Below are 14,152 nucleotides of genomic sequence, written 5' to 3' on the forward strand. Positions count from 1 at the left end.
ATCAAAAGATCGCAGCCTTCGGCAGCTCCTGCAGAGATCGGCGTAGGAGCTGCCGAAGGCTGCGATCTTTTGATGTTGATTGTCACAAAGTGGTGACATAACTCGCCCCCTTCGTTACAAGCCCGCCATCCCCCGTTGTTTAGACTGCCCCTCAGTCATAACAACAAAAAAGGTCCCCCATGCACACCTTCCAACCTGCCTTCAGCAGTTGGCTGAACGCACCTGCCCATCAGCAATGGCTCGCCGCCGAAGGCTTGCGCCTGCTGGCGTTTGCCAAGGCTTCGAAGCTGCCTGAAGGCTTCGGCAATCTCGATGAACGCGGCCATCTGCCGGCCGATGCCCAAGCCGAAACCATGAACACCGCGCGCATGACCCATAGCTTCGCCATGGCCCACATCCAGGGCTTGCCGGGGTTTGCCGAACTGGTGGATCACGGCATCCAGGCACTGCGCGGGCCGTTGCGCGATGCGCTGCATGGCGGCTGGTTCGCGGTGGCCGAACAGCGTGACGGCAATACCGGCAAGAATGCCTACCTGCATGCCTTCGTGGCGCTGGCCGCCAGCTCCGCGGTGGTCGCGCAACGGCCGGGGGCGCAGGCCTTGCTCGATGATGCGATCGACATCATCGACACGTATTTCTGGAGCGAGGAGGAGGGCGCCATGCGCGAATCCTTCAATCGCGACTGGAGCGAGGAAGAGGCCTATCGCGGTGCCAACAGCAATATGCACGCCACCGAAGCCTTCCTCGCCCTGGCCGATGTCACCGACGACAACCGCTGGCTGTGCCGCGCCCAGCGCATCGTCGAACGGGTGATTCACGGTCACGCCGCCGCCAATGGTTATCTGGTGGTCGAGCATTTCGACCGCGACTGGCAGCCGCTGCGCGAGTACAACCACGACAATCCAGCCGACGGTTTCCGCCCGTACGGCACCACCCCCGGTCACGGTTTCGAATGGGCGCGGCTGTTGCTGCATCTGGAAGCGGCGCGGGTGCAGGCCGGCATGCTCACACCGGGCTGGCTGGCCACCGATGCGGAAAAACTCTTCGAACACAACTGCCGCCATGGATGGGACGTCGATGGCGCACCGGGCATCGTCTACACCCTGGACTGGGACAATCGCGCGGTGGTCCGCCATCGCCTGCACTGGACCCACTGTGAAGCCAGCGCCGCCGCCAGCGCCATGCTCAAACGCACGGGCGATGCGCAATACGAGCACTGGTACAGGCTGTTCTGGGAATTTTGTGACAAGCATTTCATCGACCGTTGCGATGGCAGCTGGCACCACGAACTCGACCCGTTGAACCGCCCCAGCGCCGACATCTGGGCCGGCAAACCCGACCTCTATCACGCCTGGCAGGCCCTGCTGATTCCGCGCCTGCCCCTGGCGCCGAGCATGGCTTCTGCGCTGGGACAGTTGTCCCAGAGCGTTGCTATGTAACCAGCTATGTAACCAGCTGTGTAACCATGTCGTGACATTCGCGCATCCCTTCGTTACCTGCGAAGGGATGTGCGCTGGTTAAAATCCTGTGCAGCGCAAGCACCAGACTTGCAATGCATAACAACAAGAAAGGTACTTCTAGATGAATGCGATTTCTCGCCTCGCTACTGTCATTTCTCTCGCCTCACTGGTTCCTCTTTCCGCGTTCCCGCTCGCAAGCTTTGCCGATGATTCCAAAGGTTCGGTGGAAGTCGTGCACTGGTGGACGTCCGGTGGCGAAAAGGCAGCGGTCGATGTCCTCAAGGCCCAGGTCGAAAAAGACGGCTACACCTGGAAGGACGGCGCGGTCGCCGGTGGTGGTGGCTCCACGGCCATGACCGTTCTCAAGAGCCGCGCCGTGGCCGGTAACCCGCCGGGTGTTGCGCAGATCAAGGGCCCGGACATCCAGGAATGGGGCAGCACCGGACTGCTCAGCACCGACACCCTGAAGGACGTCGCCAAGTCTGAAAACTGGGACGGCCTGCTGTCGAAGAAAGTCTCCGACACCGTCAAATACGAAGGCGATTACGTGGCCGTGCCGGTGAACATTCACCGCGTGAACTGGCTGTGGATCAACCCTGAAGTGTTCAAGAAAGCCGGGATCGACAAGGCCCCGACCACCCTCGAAGAATTCTATGCCGCCGGTGACAAACTGAAGGCCGCCGGCTTCATCGCGCTCGCCCACGGTGGCCAGCCTTGGCAGGACAGCACCGTGTTCGAAGACGTGGTGCTCTCGGTCATGGGCGCAGACGGCTACAAGAAGGCGCTGGTGGACCTCGACCAGAAAACCCTGTCGGGCCCGGAGATGACCAAGACCTTCGCCGAGCTTAAAAAACTCACCACCTACATGGACCCGAACCGCGCCGGTCGTGACTGGAACATCGCTGCCGCCGACGTGATCAACGGCAAGGCCGGCATGCAGATGATGGGCGACTGGGCCAAGAGCGAATGGACCGCCGCCAAGAAAGTCGCCGGCAAGGACTACCAGTGCGTAGCGTTCCCGGGCACCGACAAGGCCTTCACCTACAACATCGACTCGATGGCGGTGTTCAAGCTCAAGGCTGATCGCAAGGGCGACATCGCCGCGCAGCAGGACCTGGCCAAGGTCGCGCTGGGCACCGACTTCCAGAAAGTCTTCAGCATCAACAAGGGGTCGATCCCGGTCCGCACCGACATGCTGAACGAGATGGACAAGCTGGGCTTCGACTCCTGCGCCCAGACCGCCGCCAAGGACTTCCTGGCGGACGACAAGACCGGCGGCCTGCAACCGAGCATGGCGCACAACATGGCCACTTCCCTGGCCGTGCAAGGCGCGATTTTCGACGTGGTCACCAACTTCATGAACGACAAGGACGCCGACCCGGCCAAGGCCAGTGCGCAGCTGGCTTCGGCGGTCAAAGCGGCACAGTAACTCCTGACACAGCCTGTTCCCGGTTGGAATGGGATTGTGTGGGAGCTGGCTTGCCAGCGATGCGGGCGACACGGTTCGACTTTGAACCCGGTTGATTCAATCGCTGGCAAGCCAGCTCCCACAGGATCCTGCTCCGACAGGGGATCGGCTTGCCGGTTTCTTTTCTCTTTACCTGGATTATCCCGATGAGCTCTGTCGCGGTTTTCAGCAAAGCCTCACCCTTCGATGCGCTGCAACGCTGGCTACCCAAGTTGGTACTCGCGCCGAGCATGCTGATCGTGCTGGTGGGCTTCTACGGTTACATCATCTGGACGTTCATTCTGTCCTTCACCAACTCCAGCTTCATGCCGAGCTACAAGTGGGTCGGCCTGCAGCAATACATGCGCCTGATGGACAACGACCGCTGGTGGGTCGCGAGCAAGAACCTTGCGCTGTTCGGCGGCCTGTTTATCGGCATCAGCCTGGTGCTGGGCGTGCTCTTCGCGGTGCTGCTGGACCAGCGCATCCGCAAGGAAGGCTTCATCCGCACCATCTACCTGTACCCGATGGCGCTGTCGATGATCGTCACCGGTACCGCGTGGAAATGGCTGCTCAACCCCGGCCTGGGCCTGGACAAGATGCTGCGTGACTGGGGCTGGGAAGGCTTTCGCCTGGACTGGCTGGTGGATCAGGATCGCGTGGTGTACTGCCTGGTGATCGCCGCCGTGTGGCAAGCCTCCGGGTTCGTCATGGCGATGTTCCTGGCCGGACTGCGCGGGGTCGATCAGTCGATCATCCGTGCCGCGCAAGTCGACGGTGCGAGCCTGCCGACCATCTACCTGAAGATCGTCCTGCCGAGCCTGCGCCCGGTGTTCTTCAGTGCCTTCATGATCCTGGCGCACATCGCGATCAAGAGCTTCGACCTGGTGGCGGCGATGACCGCCGGCGGCCCTGGCTACTCGTCCGACCTGCCGGCGATGTTCATGTACTCCTTCACCTTCAGCCGTGGCCAGATGGGCATCGGTTCGGCCAGCGCCATGCTGATGCTCGGCGCCGTGCTGACCATCCTCGTGCCGTACCTGTACTCCGAGCTGCGAGGCAAACGCCATGACTGATCAACTCGCAAAACCGACCCTGAGCTTCAGCCGCATCGCCATCTACGCGACCCTGCTGCTGGCCGCCGCGGTGTACCTGATCCCGCTGGTGGTGATGCTGCTGACCAGCTTCAAGACCCCCGAAGACATTCGCACCGGCAACCTGCTGAGCTGGCCGGCGGTGATCGACGGCATCGGCTGGATCAAGGCCTGGGACGTGGTCGGCGGCTACTTCTGGAACTCGGTGAAGATCACCGTGCCGGCGGTGCTGATCTCGACCTTCATCGGCGCCATGAACGGTTATGTGCTGTCGATGTGGCGCTTCCGTGGTTCGCAGCTGTTCTTCGGCCTGCTGCTGTTCGGCTGCTTCCTGCCGTTCCAGACCGTGCTACTGCCGGCCTCGTTCACCCTCGGCAAGTTTGGCCTGGCTAACACCACCACGGGCCTGGTGCTGGTGCACGTGGTCTACGGCCTGGCGTTCACCACGCTGTTCTTCCGCAACTACTACGTGAGCATTCCGGATGCGCTGGTCAAGGCCGCGCGCCTCGATGGCGCGGGCTTCTTCATGATCTTCTGGAAGATCCTGCTGCCGATGTCGATCCCGATCGTGATGGTCTGCCTGATCTGGCAGTTCACCCAGATCTGGAACGACTTCCTGTTCGGCGTGGTGTTCGCCAGCGGCGACGCCCAGCCAATTACCGTGGCCCTCAACAACCTGGTCAACACCAGCACCGGGGCCAAGGAATACAACGTTGATATGGCCGCCGCGATGATCGCCGGGCTGCCGACACTGCTGGTCTACATATTCGCTGGCAAGTATTTCCTGCGTGGGCTGACGTCCGGCGCGGTCAAGGGGTAGAAACATGGCAACTCTCGAATTACGCAACGTCAACAAGACCTATGGCGCCGGTTTGCCGGACACCCTGAAAAACATCGAGCTGAAGATCAAGGACGGTGAGTTCCTGATCCTGGTTGGTCCGTCGGGTTGCGGTAAATCCACCCTGATGAACTGCATCGCGGGCCTGGAAACCATCAGCGGCGGCGCGATCCTGGTGGACGACGCCGATATCAGCGGCATGAGCCCCAAGGATCGCGACATCGCCATGGTGTTCCAGTCCTACGCGCTGTACCCGACCATGAGCGTGCGCGACAACATCGCCTTCGGCCTGAAGATTCGCAAAATGCCGACCGCCGATATCGACGAAGAAGTCGCCCGCGTCGCCAAGCTGTTGCAGATCGAACACCTGCTCAGCCGCAAACCCGGCCAGCTCTCCGGCGGCCAGCAACAGCGGGTGGCGATGGGCCGTGCACTGGCGCGGCGGCCGAAGATTTATCTGTTCGACGAACCGCTGTCCAACCTCGACGCCAAGCTGCGGGTCGAGATGCGCACCGAAATGAAACTGATGCACCAACGCCTGAAAACCACCACGGTCTACGTGACCCACGACCAGATCGAAGCGATGACTCTGGGCGACAAAGTGGCGGTGATGAAAGACGGCATCATCCAGCAGTTCGGCACCCCGAAAGACATCTACAACGACCCGGCCAACCTGTTCGTGGCGAGCTTCATCGGCTCGCCGCCGATGAACTTCATCCCCCTGCGTCTGCAACGCAAGGACGGTCGTCTGGTGGCGCTGCTCGACAGCGGCCAGGCGCGCTGCGAATTGCCGCTGGGCATGCAGGACGCCGGGCTCGAAGATCGCGAAGTGATTCTCGGCATGCGCCCTGAGCAGATCTCGCTGGCCGGTGCCGAGGCCAATGGTTTGCCAACCATTCGCGCCGAAGTCCAGGTCACCGAACCGACCGGGCCGGACACCCTGGTCTTCGTCAACCTCAACGACACCAAAGTCTGCTGCCGCCTCTCGCCGGACGTTGCACCGCAAGTGGGCGAGACCCTGACCCTGCAATTTGATCCGGCGAAAGTGCTGCTGTTCGATGCCAAGTCCGGGGAACGGTTGGGGGCGGCGGGTTTTCCACAAACTGAAAAACACGCTGCCAACGTCACTCAATTCAAGGGCAGATAAAGATCAAGTGTGGGAATGCGGTTATGTGGGAGCTGGCTTGCCAGCGATGCAGGCGACTCGGTTTGACGCCGGACCGAGGTGATGCCATCGCTGGCAAGCCAGCTCCCACAGAAATCCGCTCCCACAGGGGGGAATCCGTGGTGCGCGGCCTGTCGCGCGTCACAACCGATGTAACCGCGTTAGTGAAGAAAAAACTTAATAAAAATAAGACGAGGAAGTAGGGATGAAGAAGAACAACAACGCTCAGCTTATCTGCCGGTTATCTGCCATTGCGGCGATGATGCTGGCCGGCAGCGTAAACGCAGCTGAAGCGTTCAGCGCCGATTCCGAATGGATGACCGGCGATTGGGGTGGCGAACGGACTCGACTGATCGAGCAGGGCATCGACATCAAAATGGACTATGTCGGTGAAGTGGGTGGCAACCTGCACGGCGGTTTCAACGACGACAAGACTGCACGTTACGCCGACCAGTTCGGCCTGGGCGCGGCACTGGATCTGCAAAAACTGTTCGGCTGGGACAACACCCAGGCCAAGATCCAGCTGACCAACCGTAACGGCGAAAACATCTCCAACGACCGCATCGGCGATCCGCGCGCGGGCACCCTGAGCTCGTCCCAGGAAGTCTACGGCCGTGGCCACATGGTTCGTCTGACCCAACTGTGGATCAAGCACCAGTTCTTCGACAACAAGCTGGACGTCAAGGCCGGTTACTTCGGTGAAGGCGAAGATTTCAACAGCTTCCCGTGCGAATTCCAGAACCTGGCGTTCTGCGGCTCGCAAGTGGGTAACTGGGCCACCAACATCTGGTACAACTGGCCGATCAGCCAGGCGGCGATCCGCATCAAGTACAACATCTCGCCCGAGTGGTATGCGCAGATCGGCGCGTACAACCAGAACCCGACTCAGCTCGAGCACGGCAACGGCTTCAAGCTCAGCGGCAGCGGCACCGAAGGTACCGTGCTGCCGGTGGAACTGGTCTGGCTGCCCAACCCTGGCAACCTGCCGGGCGAGTACCGTATCGGTTACTACAAGAGCACGGCCAAGGCCGACGATGTTCGCGAAGACGACAACGGCAACGACGCCGCCACCACCGGCAATGCCTACCGCAGCCACAGCAGCAAGCATGGCTACTGGTTCGTCGCGCAGCAGCAACTCACCAGCCACAACGGTGACTCTTCCCGCGGTCTGAACATCGCCGCCAACGCCACTTTCCACGACAAGGACACCAACGTCGTCGACAACTATCAGTCGCTGATGTTCGTGTACAAGGGCCCGTTTGATGCACGTCCGAAAGATGACGTCGGCATCGGTTTCGCCCGTATCCATGTCAACGATGACGTGAAGAAAAACGCCGAGCTGACCAACACCGCCAACGGTGTCAGCAACTACGAAGACCCGTTGTTCTCGCCACTGCGCGAGACCGAGTACAACTACGAGCTGAACTACGGTTTCCACGTCACCAACTGGCTGACCGTGCGCCCGAACCTGCAGTACATCACCCATCCAGGCGGTGTGGATGAAGTGGACAACGCGCTGGTCGCCGGCCTGAAAATTCAGTCGGTGTTCTGACGCTGTTGCGATAAGCTCCTCTCTATGTGCGCATTTTGCGGACAGCCCAGGCTGTCCGCTTTTTTTTGGGGCGTTTCTTATGCCGGTCAGTCAAGCCGCCGCAGGACCTGTAGCAGCAGGCTTCGCCAGCGGCTACAGGGATTGCGTTTGTCTTGATTGATGAGTACTGGGGCAAGCCCCCTCGCCACAGAAGCACAGACAGTTGAGTACACCCATGATTTTCAGGACCGTTGCACATGCATGAGCATCCGCTACAACGCTTCTTCAAATCCTTGCGCGAACGCCCGGTGTTTGCGTGGGAGCGCTATCAGAAGCGCGATGTGTTGGTGATCGATCACCCGCTGTGCCAGGCGGTGTTCAGTCGCCAGGGCGCGCAGCTGTTGCACTTTCAACCCCGTGGTCAGAAACCCTGGCTGTGGTGTGCGGCGCGCTGGCCTCATGTCGGCGCCATTCGTGGTGGTGTGCCGGTCTGCTGGCCGTGGTATGGCCGTCATCCGAGCGAGAATGCCTGGCCGTCCCATGGTTGGGCGCGGTTGCTGGACTGGAAGTTGATCGACAGCAGCAGCGACGACGATGGCGTGCGCCTGCACTGGCGGCTGGAGCTGTGCGACTGGCAGGCGGACCTGCATGCGCATCTGGGCGAAAGCATGGATCTGCGCCTGAGCACCGAGCATAACGACAGCCTCCCTTGCCAATTGAGCCAGGCTTTGCACGCCTACTGGCGTATTGGCGACGTCGGTGAGGTAGCGCTGTCTGGACTAGACGGGGCGCAGGGTTATGACCATCTGAACCGTGAATTTTGCCAGCAGGAAGGCGAGTTGCGGGTCGATGGTGGCTGCCAGCGGGTGTTCCAGCATGACGGCGAATTGCAGCTCAACGACCACGCCTGGCAACGGGCGTTGCGCATCGACACCGGCGAAACGGCGGACACGGTGGTCTGGCACCCGGGCTCGCGGCCGTTGCTGGGGGTGAGTTGGAATGAGGTGTCGGAGTTTGTCTGTGTGGAGGCGGCCAGTGGTGGCACGGACAGTCTGTGCCTGAAGCCGGGGGAGCGGGCGCATTTGAGTTTGCAGGCGCGGGTGGGGGCTTGATTCTGCGGTGCTGCGGCTGATGCCATCGCGGGCAAGCCCGCTCCCACAGGTTTAGCGGCGGTCACAGGTTTTGTGTTCGGCGCGGTAACTGTGGGAGCGGGCTTGCCCGCGATGGGGGCCGATCAGGCAATGAACATGTCAGATCAGTTGAACTCGTCACCCACCGGATACCGGCTCGCATTCAGGCTCTCTTTGATCTTGCGCAGGTGCGGCTGGAAATCCACGCCCCGGCGCAGGGTCATGCCGGTGGCCAGCACGTCCAGCACGGTCAGCTGGATGATCCGCGACGTCATCGGCATGTAGATGTCGGTGTCTTCCGGCAGCGGGATGTTCAGGCTCAGGGTACTGGCCTTGGCCAGCGGTGAGTTCTCGGCGGTCAGGCCCAGCACCGAAGCGCCGTTTTCCCGGGCGATGCGCGCCACTTCCACCAGCTCGCGGGTGCGGCCGGTGTAGGAAATGATCACGAACAATTCGCCGGTGTGTGCCACGGAGGCAATCATGCGCTGCATCAGCACATCGGCATGGGCGGTCACGGCCAGGTTGAAGCGGAAGAACTTGTGCTGCGCATCCAGCGCCACCGGAGCCGAGGCGCCCAGGCCGAAGAAGTGGATCTGCCGGGCCTGGATCAACAGGTCGACGGCGCGGCTGATCAGGTTCGGGTCCAGCGCCTGGCACGCGCTGTCCAGCGAGGCGATGGCGCTGCCGAAGATCTTCTGGGTATAGGCCTGCGGATTGTCGTCGGCTTCCACCGCACGGCTGACATAGGCCGCGCCGCTGGCCAGGCTCTGGGCCAGTTGCAGCTTGAGTTCGGGGTAGCCGCTGACGCCGAAGGAACGGCAGAAACGGTTGACCGTCGGTTCACTGACCGAAGCGGCCTGGGCGAGGGCGGCGATGCTGAAGCGAGTGGCCTGCTGCGGGTTGAGCAGGATCACTTCGGCGACTTTGCGTTCGGCCTTGTTCAGCTCTTCAAGGCGATTCTGGATCTGCTCCAGTAAATTTCGCACGCGGTCCATATAAGTATCCTTAACACCGGCGCCGATCAGCGCGCGGCTCATGCAAAAAGGGCCTTTGGTGAGGCCCGTAACGGTGGCCTATCCTACTGTTGGCTCCGACTGACCACCATACGGAATCTGTATTTTGCGAAAATGTTGTGGTTATTACTACATTTTCCCTTGAGTGATGCCTTGAAAAAAGGTATTTGTAGCTTAACTTGATAAAAGAACAAACATCATGCTTTCGATTACGGTTGAACCGTGCACCTTTGCCTTGTTCGGCGCTTTGGGCGATCTGGCCCTGCGCAAGCTGTTTCCGGCCCTGTATCAACTCGATGGCGCGGGCCTTCTGCACGAGGACACGCGGATCATCGCGCTGGCCCGTGAGCCCGGCAGCGAGCAGGAGCACCTGACGTTCATCGCGTCCGAGCTGCGTCGCTACGTCGGTGCCAAGGAACTGGACGAAACCGTGGTCGAGCGCTTCCTCGCTCGCCTGAGCTACCTGCATGTCGACTTCCTCAAGTCCGAAGACTACGTGGCCCTGGCCGAACGAGCCGGAACTGCACAGCGGGTGATTGCCTATTTCGCCACGCCGGCCGCCGTTTACGGCGCGATCTGCGAGAACCTGGCGAAAGTCGGCCTGGCGGACAACACTCGCGTGGTGCTGGAAAAGCCTATCGGTTCGGACCTCGAATCCTCGCGCAAGGTCAACGACGCCGTGGCGCAGTTCTTCCCGGAGAATCGCACCTATCGCATCGACCACTACCTGGGCAAAGAGACCGTCCAGAACCTGATCGCCCTGCGTTTCGCCAACAGCCTGTTCGAAACCCAGTGGAACCAGAACTACATCTCCCACGTGGAAATCACCGTGGCCGAGAAGGTCGGCATCGAAGGCCGCTGGGGTTACTTCGACAAGGCCGGCCAGCTGCGGGACATGATCCAGAATCACCTGCTGCAACTGCTCTGCCTGATCGCCATGGACCCGCCGGCCGACCTGTCCGCCGACAGCATCCGCGACGAGAAGGTCAAGGTCCTCAAGGCCCTGGCGCCGATCAGTCCGGAAGGCCTGACCACCCAGGTGGTGCGCGGCCAGTACATCGCCGGCTACAGCGAAGGCAAGCCTGTACCGGGTTACCTGGAAGAGCCCAATTCCAACACCCAGAGCGACACCGAAACCTTCGTCGCCCTGCGTGCCGACATCCGCAACTGGCGCTGGGCCGGCGTGCCGTTCTACCTGCGCACCGGCAAGCGCATGCCGCAGAAGCTGTCGCAGATCGTCATCCACTTCAAGGAACCGTCGCACTACATCTTCGCCCCCGAGCAGCGCCTGCAAATCAGCAACAAGCTGATTATCCGCCTGCAACCGGACGAAGGCATTTCCCTGCGCGTGATGACCAAGGACCAGGGCCTGGACAAGGGCATGCAACTGCGCAGCGGTCCGCTGCAACTGAATTTCTCCGACACCTGGCGCAGCGCACGGATTCCCGATGCCTACGAGCGGTTGTTGCTGGAAGTGATGCGCGGCAATCAGAACCTGTTTGTCCGTAAAGATGAAATCGAAGCCGCGTGGAAGTGGTGTGACCAGTTGATCGCCGGGTGGAAGAAATCCGGCGATGCGCCCAAGCCGTACGCGGCCGGGTCCTGGGGGCCGATGAGCTCCATTGCACTGATCACGCGGGACGGGAGGTCGTGGTATGGCGATATCTGATTTGAAACTGCCTGAAGGCGTCAGCGCCCGTGGCTTCAAGAGCCCGGCGATGCTGGCCGAGGGTTTGGCGCTGAACGTGGCCAAGCAACTGAGCGATGCGATCAACGCCCAGGGCACCGCGACCCTGGTGGTGTCCGGTGGCCGCAGCCCGGTGGCGTTTTTCCAGCATCTGGCCAAGCAGACACTGGACTGGTCGAACGTGGTGGTGAGCCTGGCCGACGAGCGTTGGGTGCCGGTGGAACACGCCGACAGCAACGCCGGCCTGATCAAGAAATACCTGCTGCAAGGCCCGGCGGCCAAGGCGCAGTTCCTGAGCCTGTACAACGCCAGCGCCAACCTGGAACTGGCGGCCGAGCACGCCGATCGTCTGCTGTCCGAGTTGCCGGCGATCGACGTGCTGGTGCTGGGCATGGGCGATGACGGCCACACCGCGTCGCTGTTCCCGGGCAGCCCGAACCTGGCCGAGGCCCTGAAGGCCGACGGCGTCCGTCGCTGCTTCCCGATGCTGGCGCCGACCGTGCCGCGTCAGCGCCTGACCATGAGTCGCGCGCTGCTGGCCTCGGCCAAGCACAAGATTCTGTCGATTTCCGGTCAGTCCAAACTGACCACCCTGAATACCGCACTGGCCGGTGACGATGTCGCCGAACTGCCGATTCGCGCGTTTCTGCAACCCACGTTAGAGATTTACTGGTGCCCATGAGCCAAGGAACAGCCGCTATGACAAATCCATCCCCGACCGTATCCATGGCGGATAAAGTTGCCCTGATCGACAACCTCGCCGCCAAGGCGCGGATCCTGCCGGTGATCACCATCGCCCGTGAGCAGGACGTCCTGCCGCTGGCCGATGCCCTGGCCGCCGGTGGCCTGACCGCCCTGGAAGTGACCCTGCGTTCGCAGTTCGGCCTCAAGGCCATCCAGATCCTGCGCGAGCAGCGCCCGGAGCTGATGACCGGCGCCGGTACCGTGCTCGATCGCCACATGCTGGCGGCCGCTGAAGCTGCCGGTTCGCAGTTCATCGTCACCCCGGGCATCACTCGCGACCTGCTGGAAGCCAGCGTTGCCAGCCCGATTCCACTGCTGCCGGGCATCAGCAATGCCTCGGGCATCATGGAAGGCTATGGCCTGGGTTATCGCCGCTTCAAGCTGTTCCCGGCGGAAGTCAGCGGCGGCGTCGCGGCCATCAAGGCCCTGGGCGGCCCGTTCGGCGAAGTGAAATTCTGCCCGACCGGCGGCGTCGGTCCGGCCAACATCAAGAGCTACATGGCGCTGAAAAACGTCATGTGCGTGGGCGGTAGCTGGATGCTTGATCCTGAGTGGGTCAAGAACGGCGACTGGGCCCGCATCCAGGAATGCACCGCCGAGGCGTTGGCGCTGCTGGACTGATCCGCTTCACCCTGACACTTCGTTGTGTGCTTTACGGCTTTAACGGTGCGCTTGGTCGGTGCGCCGTTTTTTTTTGCCTGCAATAAAACGTATCTCGGCCCAACCGGGAACCTGTGGGGGCGGGCTTGCCCGCGAAGGCGGTGTCTCAGGCGACATCGATATTGGATGTGCCGACGTCTTCGCGGGCAAGCCACGCTCCCACAGGGAATCGTGTTGTTCACAAATGATTCGTCAGCGCAGTGCCTTCAGGGCGGTCACCAGCTGCTTCATATGCTCGCCGGTGGTGGTCAGGCCGGGGGTGATTCGGATGCAGGGGCCGCAAGCCGCGCCGGTGCGGACCACGGTGAACAGGTTGTAGTCCTTGAGCAATCGCTCGACCATCGCCTGCTGATCGGCCTGTTCGGTAAAGCGCATCGAGGTAATCCCGCAATACAGCCTCGGATCGTCCGGCGTCAGCACTTCGATGCCAGGCAGTTCCCGCACCTCGCGCACCCACATATTGCGCAGGTAGTTCAGTCGCGATCCCTTGGCCGCCGCGCCGCCCATGGCTTCGTGCTCTTCAAGCACCAGCGGTAAGGTCAGCAGGGCAGGGATGTTCGGGGTGCTGTAGGGCGTGCGGCCGCGAATGTCCGTCAGCGGAAAATGCATCTCGCCCATGTCCGGATCGATATCCGCCAGGCGCTCGGGCGCGATGTAGAGAAAGCCTAGGGTCAACGGCGCACCGATCCACTTGTGCAGGTTGTAGGCGGCGAATTCGATGCCCAGTTCACTGAGGTTGAACTCCAGCTGACCCAATGCATGGGCACCGTCGAGAATCACATCCACACCCTGTTCCTTCGCCGCAGCAACGATAGCCTGCACCGGCATCACCAGCCCTGTGCGATGGGTGACATGAGTCAGCGCCATCAGCTTCAGGCGCGGATAACGGGCGAAGGTTTCCCGATAGGTCGTCACCAGGCTGTCGAAGCTGGCCGGGTGCTGGTGTTCGATCTCGATCACCTCGACACCGCGATGTTTCGCCAGCCAGCGCATGGCGCCCTTGACCGTGTCGTATTCCAGATCGCAGATCAGCACCTGATCGCCCGGTTGCAGGCGGTTGTAGTTGCGGATCAGCGACTGCAAGCCATCGGTCGCATTGCGCGTGAGGACAACCGCCTCGTCGGGCACGCCGATCAGAGCGGCGACTTGCGCATTGATCTTCGCGTTCTCGCCCTGCTCGAAACGCTGGCGCACCTGCACCGAATTGCCGCGGTTGATCAGCTCGATGTTGCGCTGATACTCCTCGACCACCGTGCGCGACATGCGCCCGAAGTAACCGTTTTCCAGGTTGATGGGCCCGGGTTGCAGATCGTAGCGATCGGCGAAGGTCTGCCAGAAGGCTTCATCACGGGCGCGGCGGGTATTGTCGGGCATGGGCTAACT

Annotated in this window: 12 protein-coding genes; 10 read left to right on the forward strand and 2 right to left on the reverse strand. The window is 61.6% G+C overall.

Annotated elements, in window-relative coordinates:
- The first annotated feature begins 179 nt into the window (after positions 1 to 179).
- The 7 genes from HNO86_RS25255 to HNO86_RS25285 all read left to right on the forward strand — a co-directional run bounded on the left by HNO86_RS25255 (position 180) and on the right by HNO86_RS25285 (position 8,647).
- Positions 180 to 1,439 carry an AGE family epimerase/isomerase gene (locus HNO86_RS25255; protein ID WP_175379642.1) on the forward strand — a complete coding sequence of 420 codons (1,260 nt, stop codon included), beginning with the start codon at positions 180 to 182 and terminating at the stop codon, positions 1,437 to 1,439.
- A 142-nt stretch (positions 1,440 to 1,581) separates the two neighbouring features.
- Positions 1,582 to 2,889, forward strand: a complete 1,308-nt coding sequence (locus tag HNO86_RS25260) for an ABC transporter substrate-binding protein (RefSeq protein WP_175379643.1) — start codon at positions 1,582 to 1,584, stop codon at positions 2,887 to 2,889.
- Between the two features lie 185 nt (positions 2,890 to 3,074).
- On the forward strand, positions 3,075 to 3,983 hold the full coding sequence (locus tag HNO86_RS25265; protein WP_175379644.1) for a carbohydrate ABC transporter permease: 909 nt from the start codon (positions 3,075 to 3,077) through the stop codon (positions 3,981 to 3,983).
- A complete protein-coding gene (locus HNO86_RS25270; protein ID WP_175379645.1) occupies positions 3,976 to 4,821 on the forward strand; it encodes a carbohydrate ABC transporter permease in 846 nt (281 codons plus the stop codon). The genes HNO86_RS25265 and HNO86_RS25270 overlap by 8 nt, the downstream gene beginning before the upstream one ends.
- 4 nt (positions 4,822 to 4,825) lie before the next feature.
- Positions 4,826 to 5,986 carry an ABC transporter ATP-binding protein gene (locus tag HNO86_RS25275; RefSeq protein WP_175379646.1) on the forward strand — a complete coding sequence of 387 codons (1,161 nt, stop codon included), beginning with the start codon at positions 4,826 to 4,828 and terminating at the stop codon, positions 5,984 to 5,986.
- A gap of 223 nt (positions 5,987 to 6,209) precedes the next feature.
- Entirely contained in the window at positions 6,210 to 7,556 is a 1,347-nt protein-coding gene (locus tag HNO86_RS25280; RefSeq protein ID WP_175379647.1) for a carbohydrate porin, read from the forward strand.
- A 236-nt stretch (positions 7,557 to 7,792) separates the two neighbouring features.
- Entirely contained in the window at positions 7,793 to 8,647 is an 855-nt protein-coding gene (locus HNO86_RS25285; RefSeq protein ID WP_175379648.1) for a D-hexose-6-phosphate mutarotase, read from the forward strand.
- 143 nt (positions 8,648 to 8,790) lie between these two features.
- Here HNO86_RS25285 and HNO86_RS25290 read toward each other — a convergent pair whose 3' ends face one another.
- Complete coding sequence (locus HNO86_RS25290) at positions 8,791 to 9,651, reverse strand: MurR/RpiR family transcriptional regulator (RefSeq protein ID WP_175379671.1); 861 nt, start codon at positions 9,649 to 9,651, stop codon at positions 8,791 to 8,793.
- 226 nt (positions 9,652 to 9,877) lie between these two features.
- Between HNO86_RS25290 and zwf the strand changes: the two genes are divergently transcribed.
- From zwf to HNO86_RS25305, 3 genes are read left to right on the forward strand one after another with little or no spacing between them, the layout of a single operon-like run.
- Positions 9,878 to 11,347, forward strand: coding sequence for a glucose-6-phosphate dehydrogenase (gene zwf, locus HNO86_RS25295; RefSeq protein WP_175379649.1), 1,470 nt, complete (start codon positions 9,878 to 9,880; stop codon positions 11,345 to 11,347).
- Positions 11,334 to 12,047 (forward strand): 6-phosphogluconolactonase, encoded by a 714-nt coding sequence (pgl, locus tag HNO86_RS25300; RefSeq protein WP_175379650.1) that lies wholly within the window; start codon positions 11,334 to 11,336, stop codon positions 12,045 to 12,047. Before zwf ends, pgl begins: the two co-directional genes overlap by 14 nt.
- A gap of 17 nt (positions 12,048 to 12,064) precedes the next feature.
- On the forward strand, positions 12,065 to 12,730 hold the full coding sequence (locus HNO86_RS25305) for a bifunctional 4-hydroxy-2-oxoglutarate aldolase/2-dehydro-3-deoxy-phosphogluconate aldolase (RefSeq protein WP_175379651.1): 666 nt from the start codon (positions 12,065 to 12,067) through the stop codon (positions 12,728 to 12,730).
- Between the two features lie 231 nt (positions 12,731 to 12,961).
- Here HNO86_RS25305 and HNO86_RS25310 read toward each other — a convergent pair whose 3' ends face one another.
- Positions 12,962 to 14,143: an aminotransferase class V-fold PLP-dependent enzyme gene (locus HNO86_RS25310; RefSeq protein WP_175379652.1), complete on the reverse strand. Its 1,182-nt coding sequence runs from the start codon at positions 14,141 to 14,143 to the stop codon at positions 12,962 to 12,964.
- Positions 14,144 to 14,152 lie beyond the last annotated feature (9 nt).

Source organism: Pseudomonas sp. C1C7 (assembly GCF_013359595.1).
In the GTDB taxonomy this organism is placed as follows: domain Bacteria; phylum Pseudomonadota; class Gammaproteobacteria; order Pseudomonadales; family Pseudomonadaceae; genus Aquipseudomonas.

Coding starts and splice junctions, on each gene's coding strand:
- HNO86_RS25310 (WP_175379652.1), bottom strand. CDS start 14,143: ATGCCCGACAATACCCGCCGCGCCCGTGATGAAGCCTTCTGGCAGACC.
- zwf (WP_175379649.1), top strand. CDS start 9,878: ATGCTTTCGATTACGGTTGAACCGTGCACCTTTGCCTTGTTCGGCGCT.
- HNO86_RS25270 (WP_175379645.1), top strand. CDS start 3,976: ATGACTGATCAACTCGCAAAACCGACCCTGAGCTTCAGCCGCATCGCC.
- HNO86_RS25285 (WP_175379648.1), top strand. CDS start 7,793: ATGCATGAGCATCCGCTACAACGCTTCTTCAAATCCTTGCGCGAACGC.
- HNO86_RS25255 (WP_175379642.1), top strand. CDS start 180: ATGCACACCTTCCAACCTGCCTTCAGCAGTTGGCTGAACGCACCTGCC.
- pgl (WP_175379650.1), top strand. CDS start 11,334: ATGGCGATATCTGATTTGAAACTGCCTGAAGGCGTCAGCGCCCGTGGC.
- HNO86_RS25260 (WP_175379643.1), top strand. CDS start 1,582: ATGAATGCGATTTCTCGCCTCGCTACTGTCATTTCTCTCGCCTCACTG.
- HNO86_RS25280 (WP_175379647.1), top strand. CDS start 6,210: ATGAAGAAGAACAACAACGCTCAGCTTATCTGCCGGTTATCTGCCATT.
- HNO86_RS25305 (WP_175379651.1), top strand. CDS start 12,065: ATGACAAATCCATCCCCGACCGTATCCATGGCGGATAAAGTTGCCCTG.
- HNO86_RS25275 (WP_175379646.1), top strand. CDS start 4,826: ATGGCAACTCTCGAATTACGCAACGTCAACAAGACCTATGGCGCCGGT.
- HNO86_RS25265 (WP_175379644.1), top strand. CDS start 3,075: ATGAGCTCTGTCGCGGTTTTCAGCAAAGCCTCACCCTTCGATGCGCTG.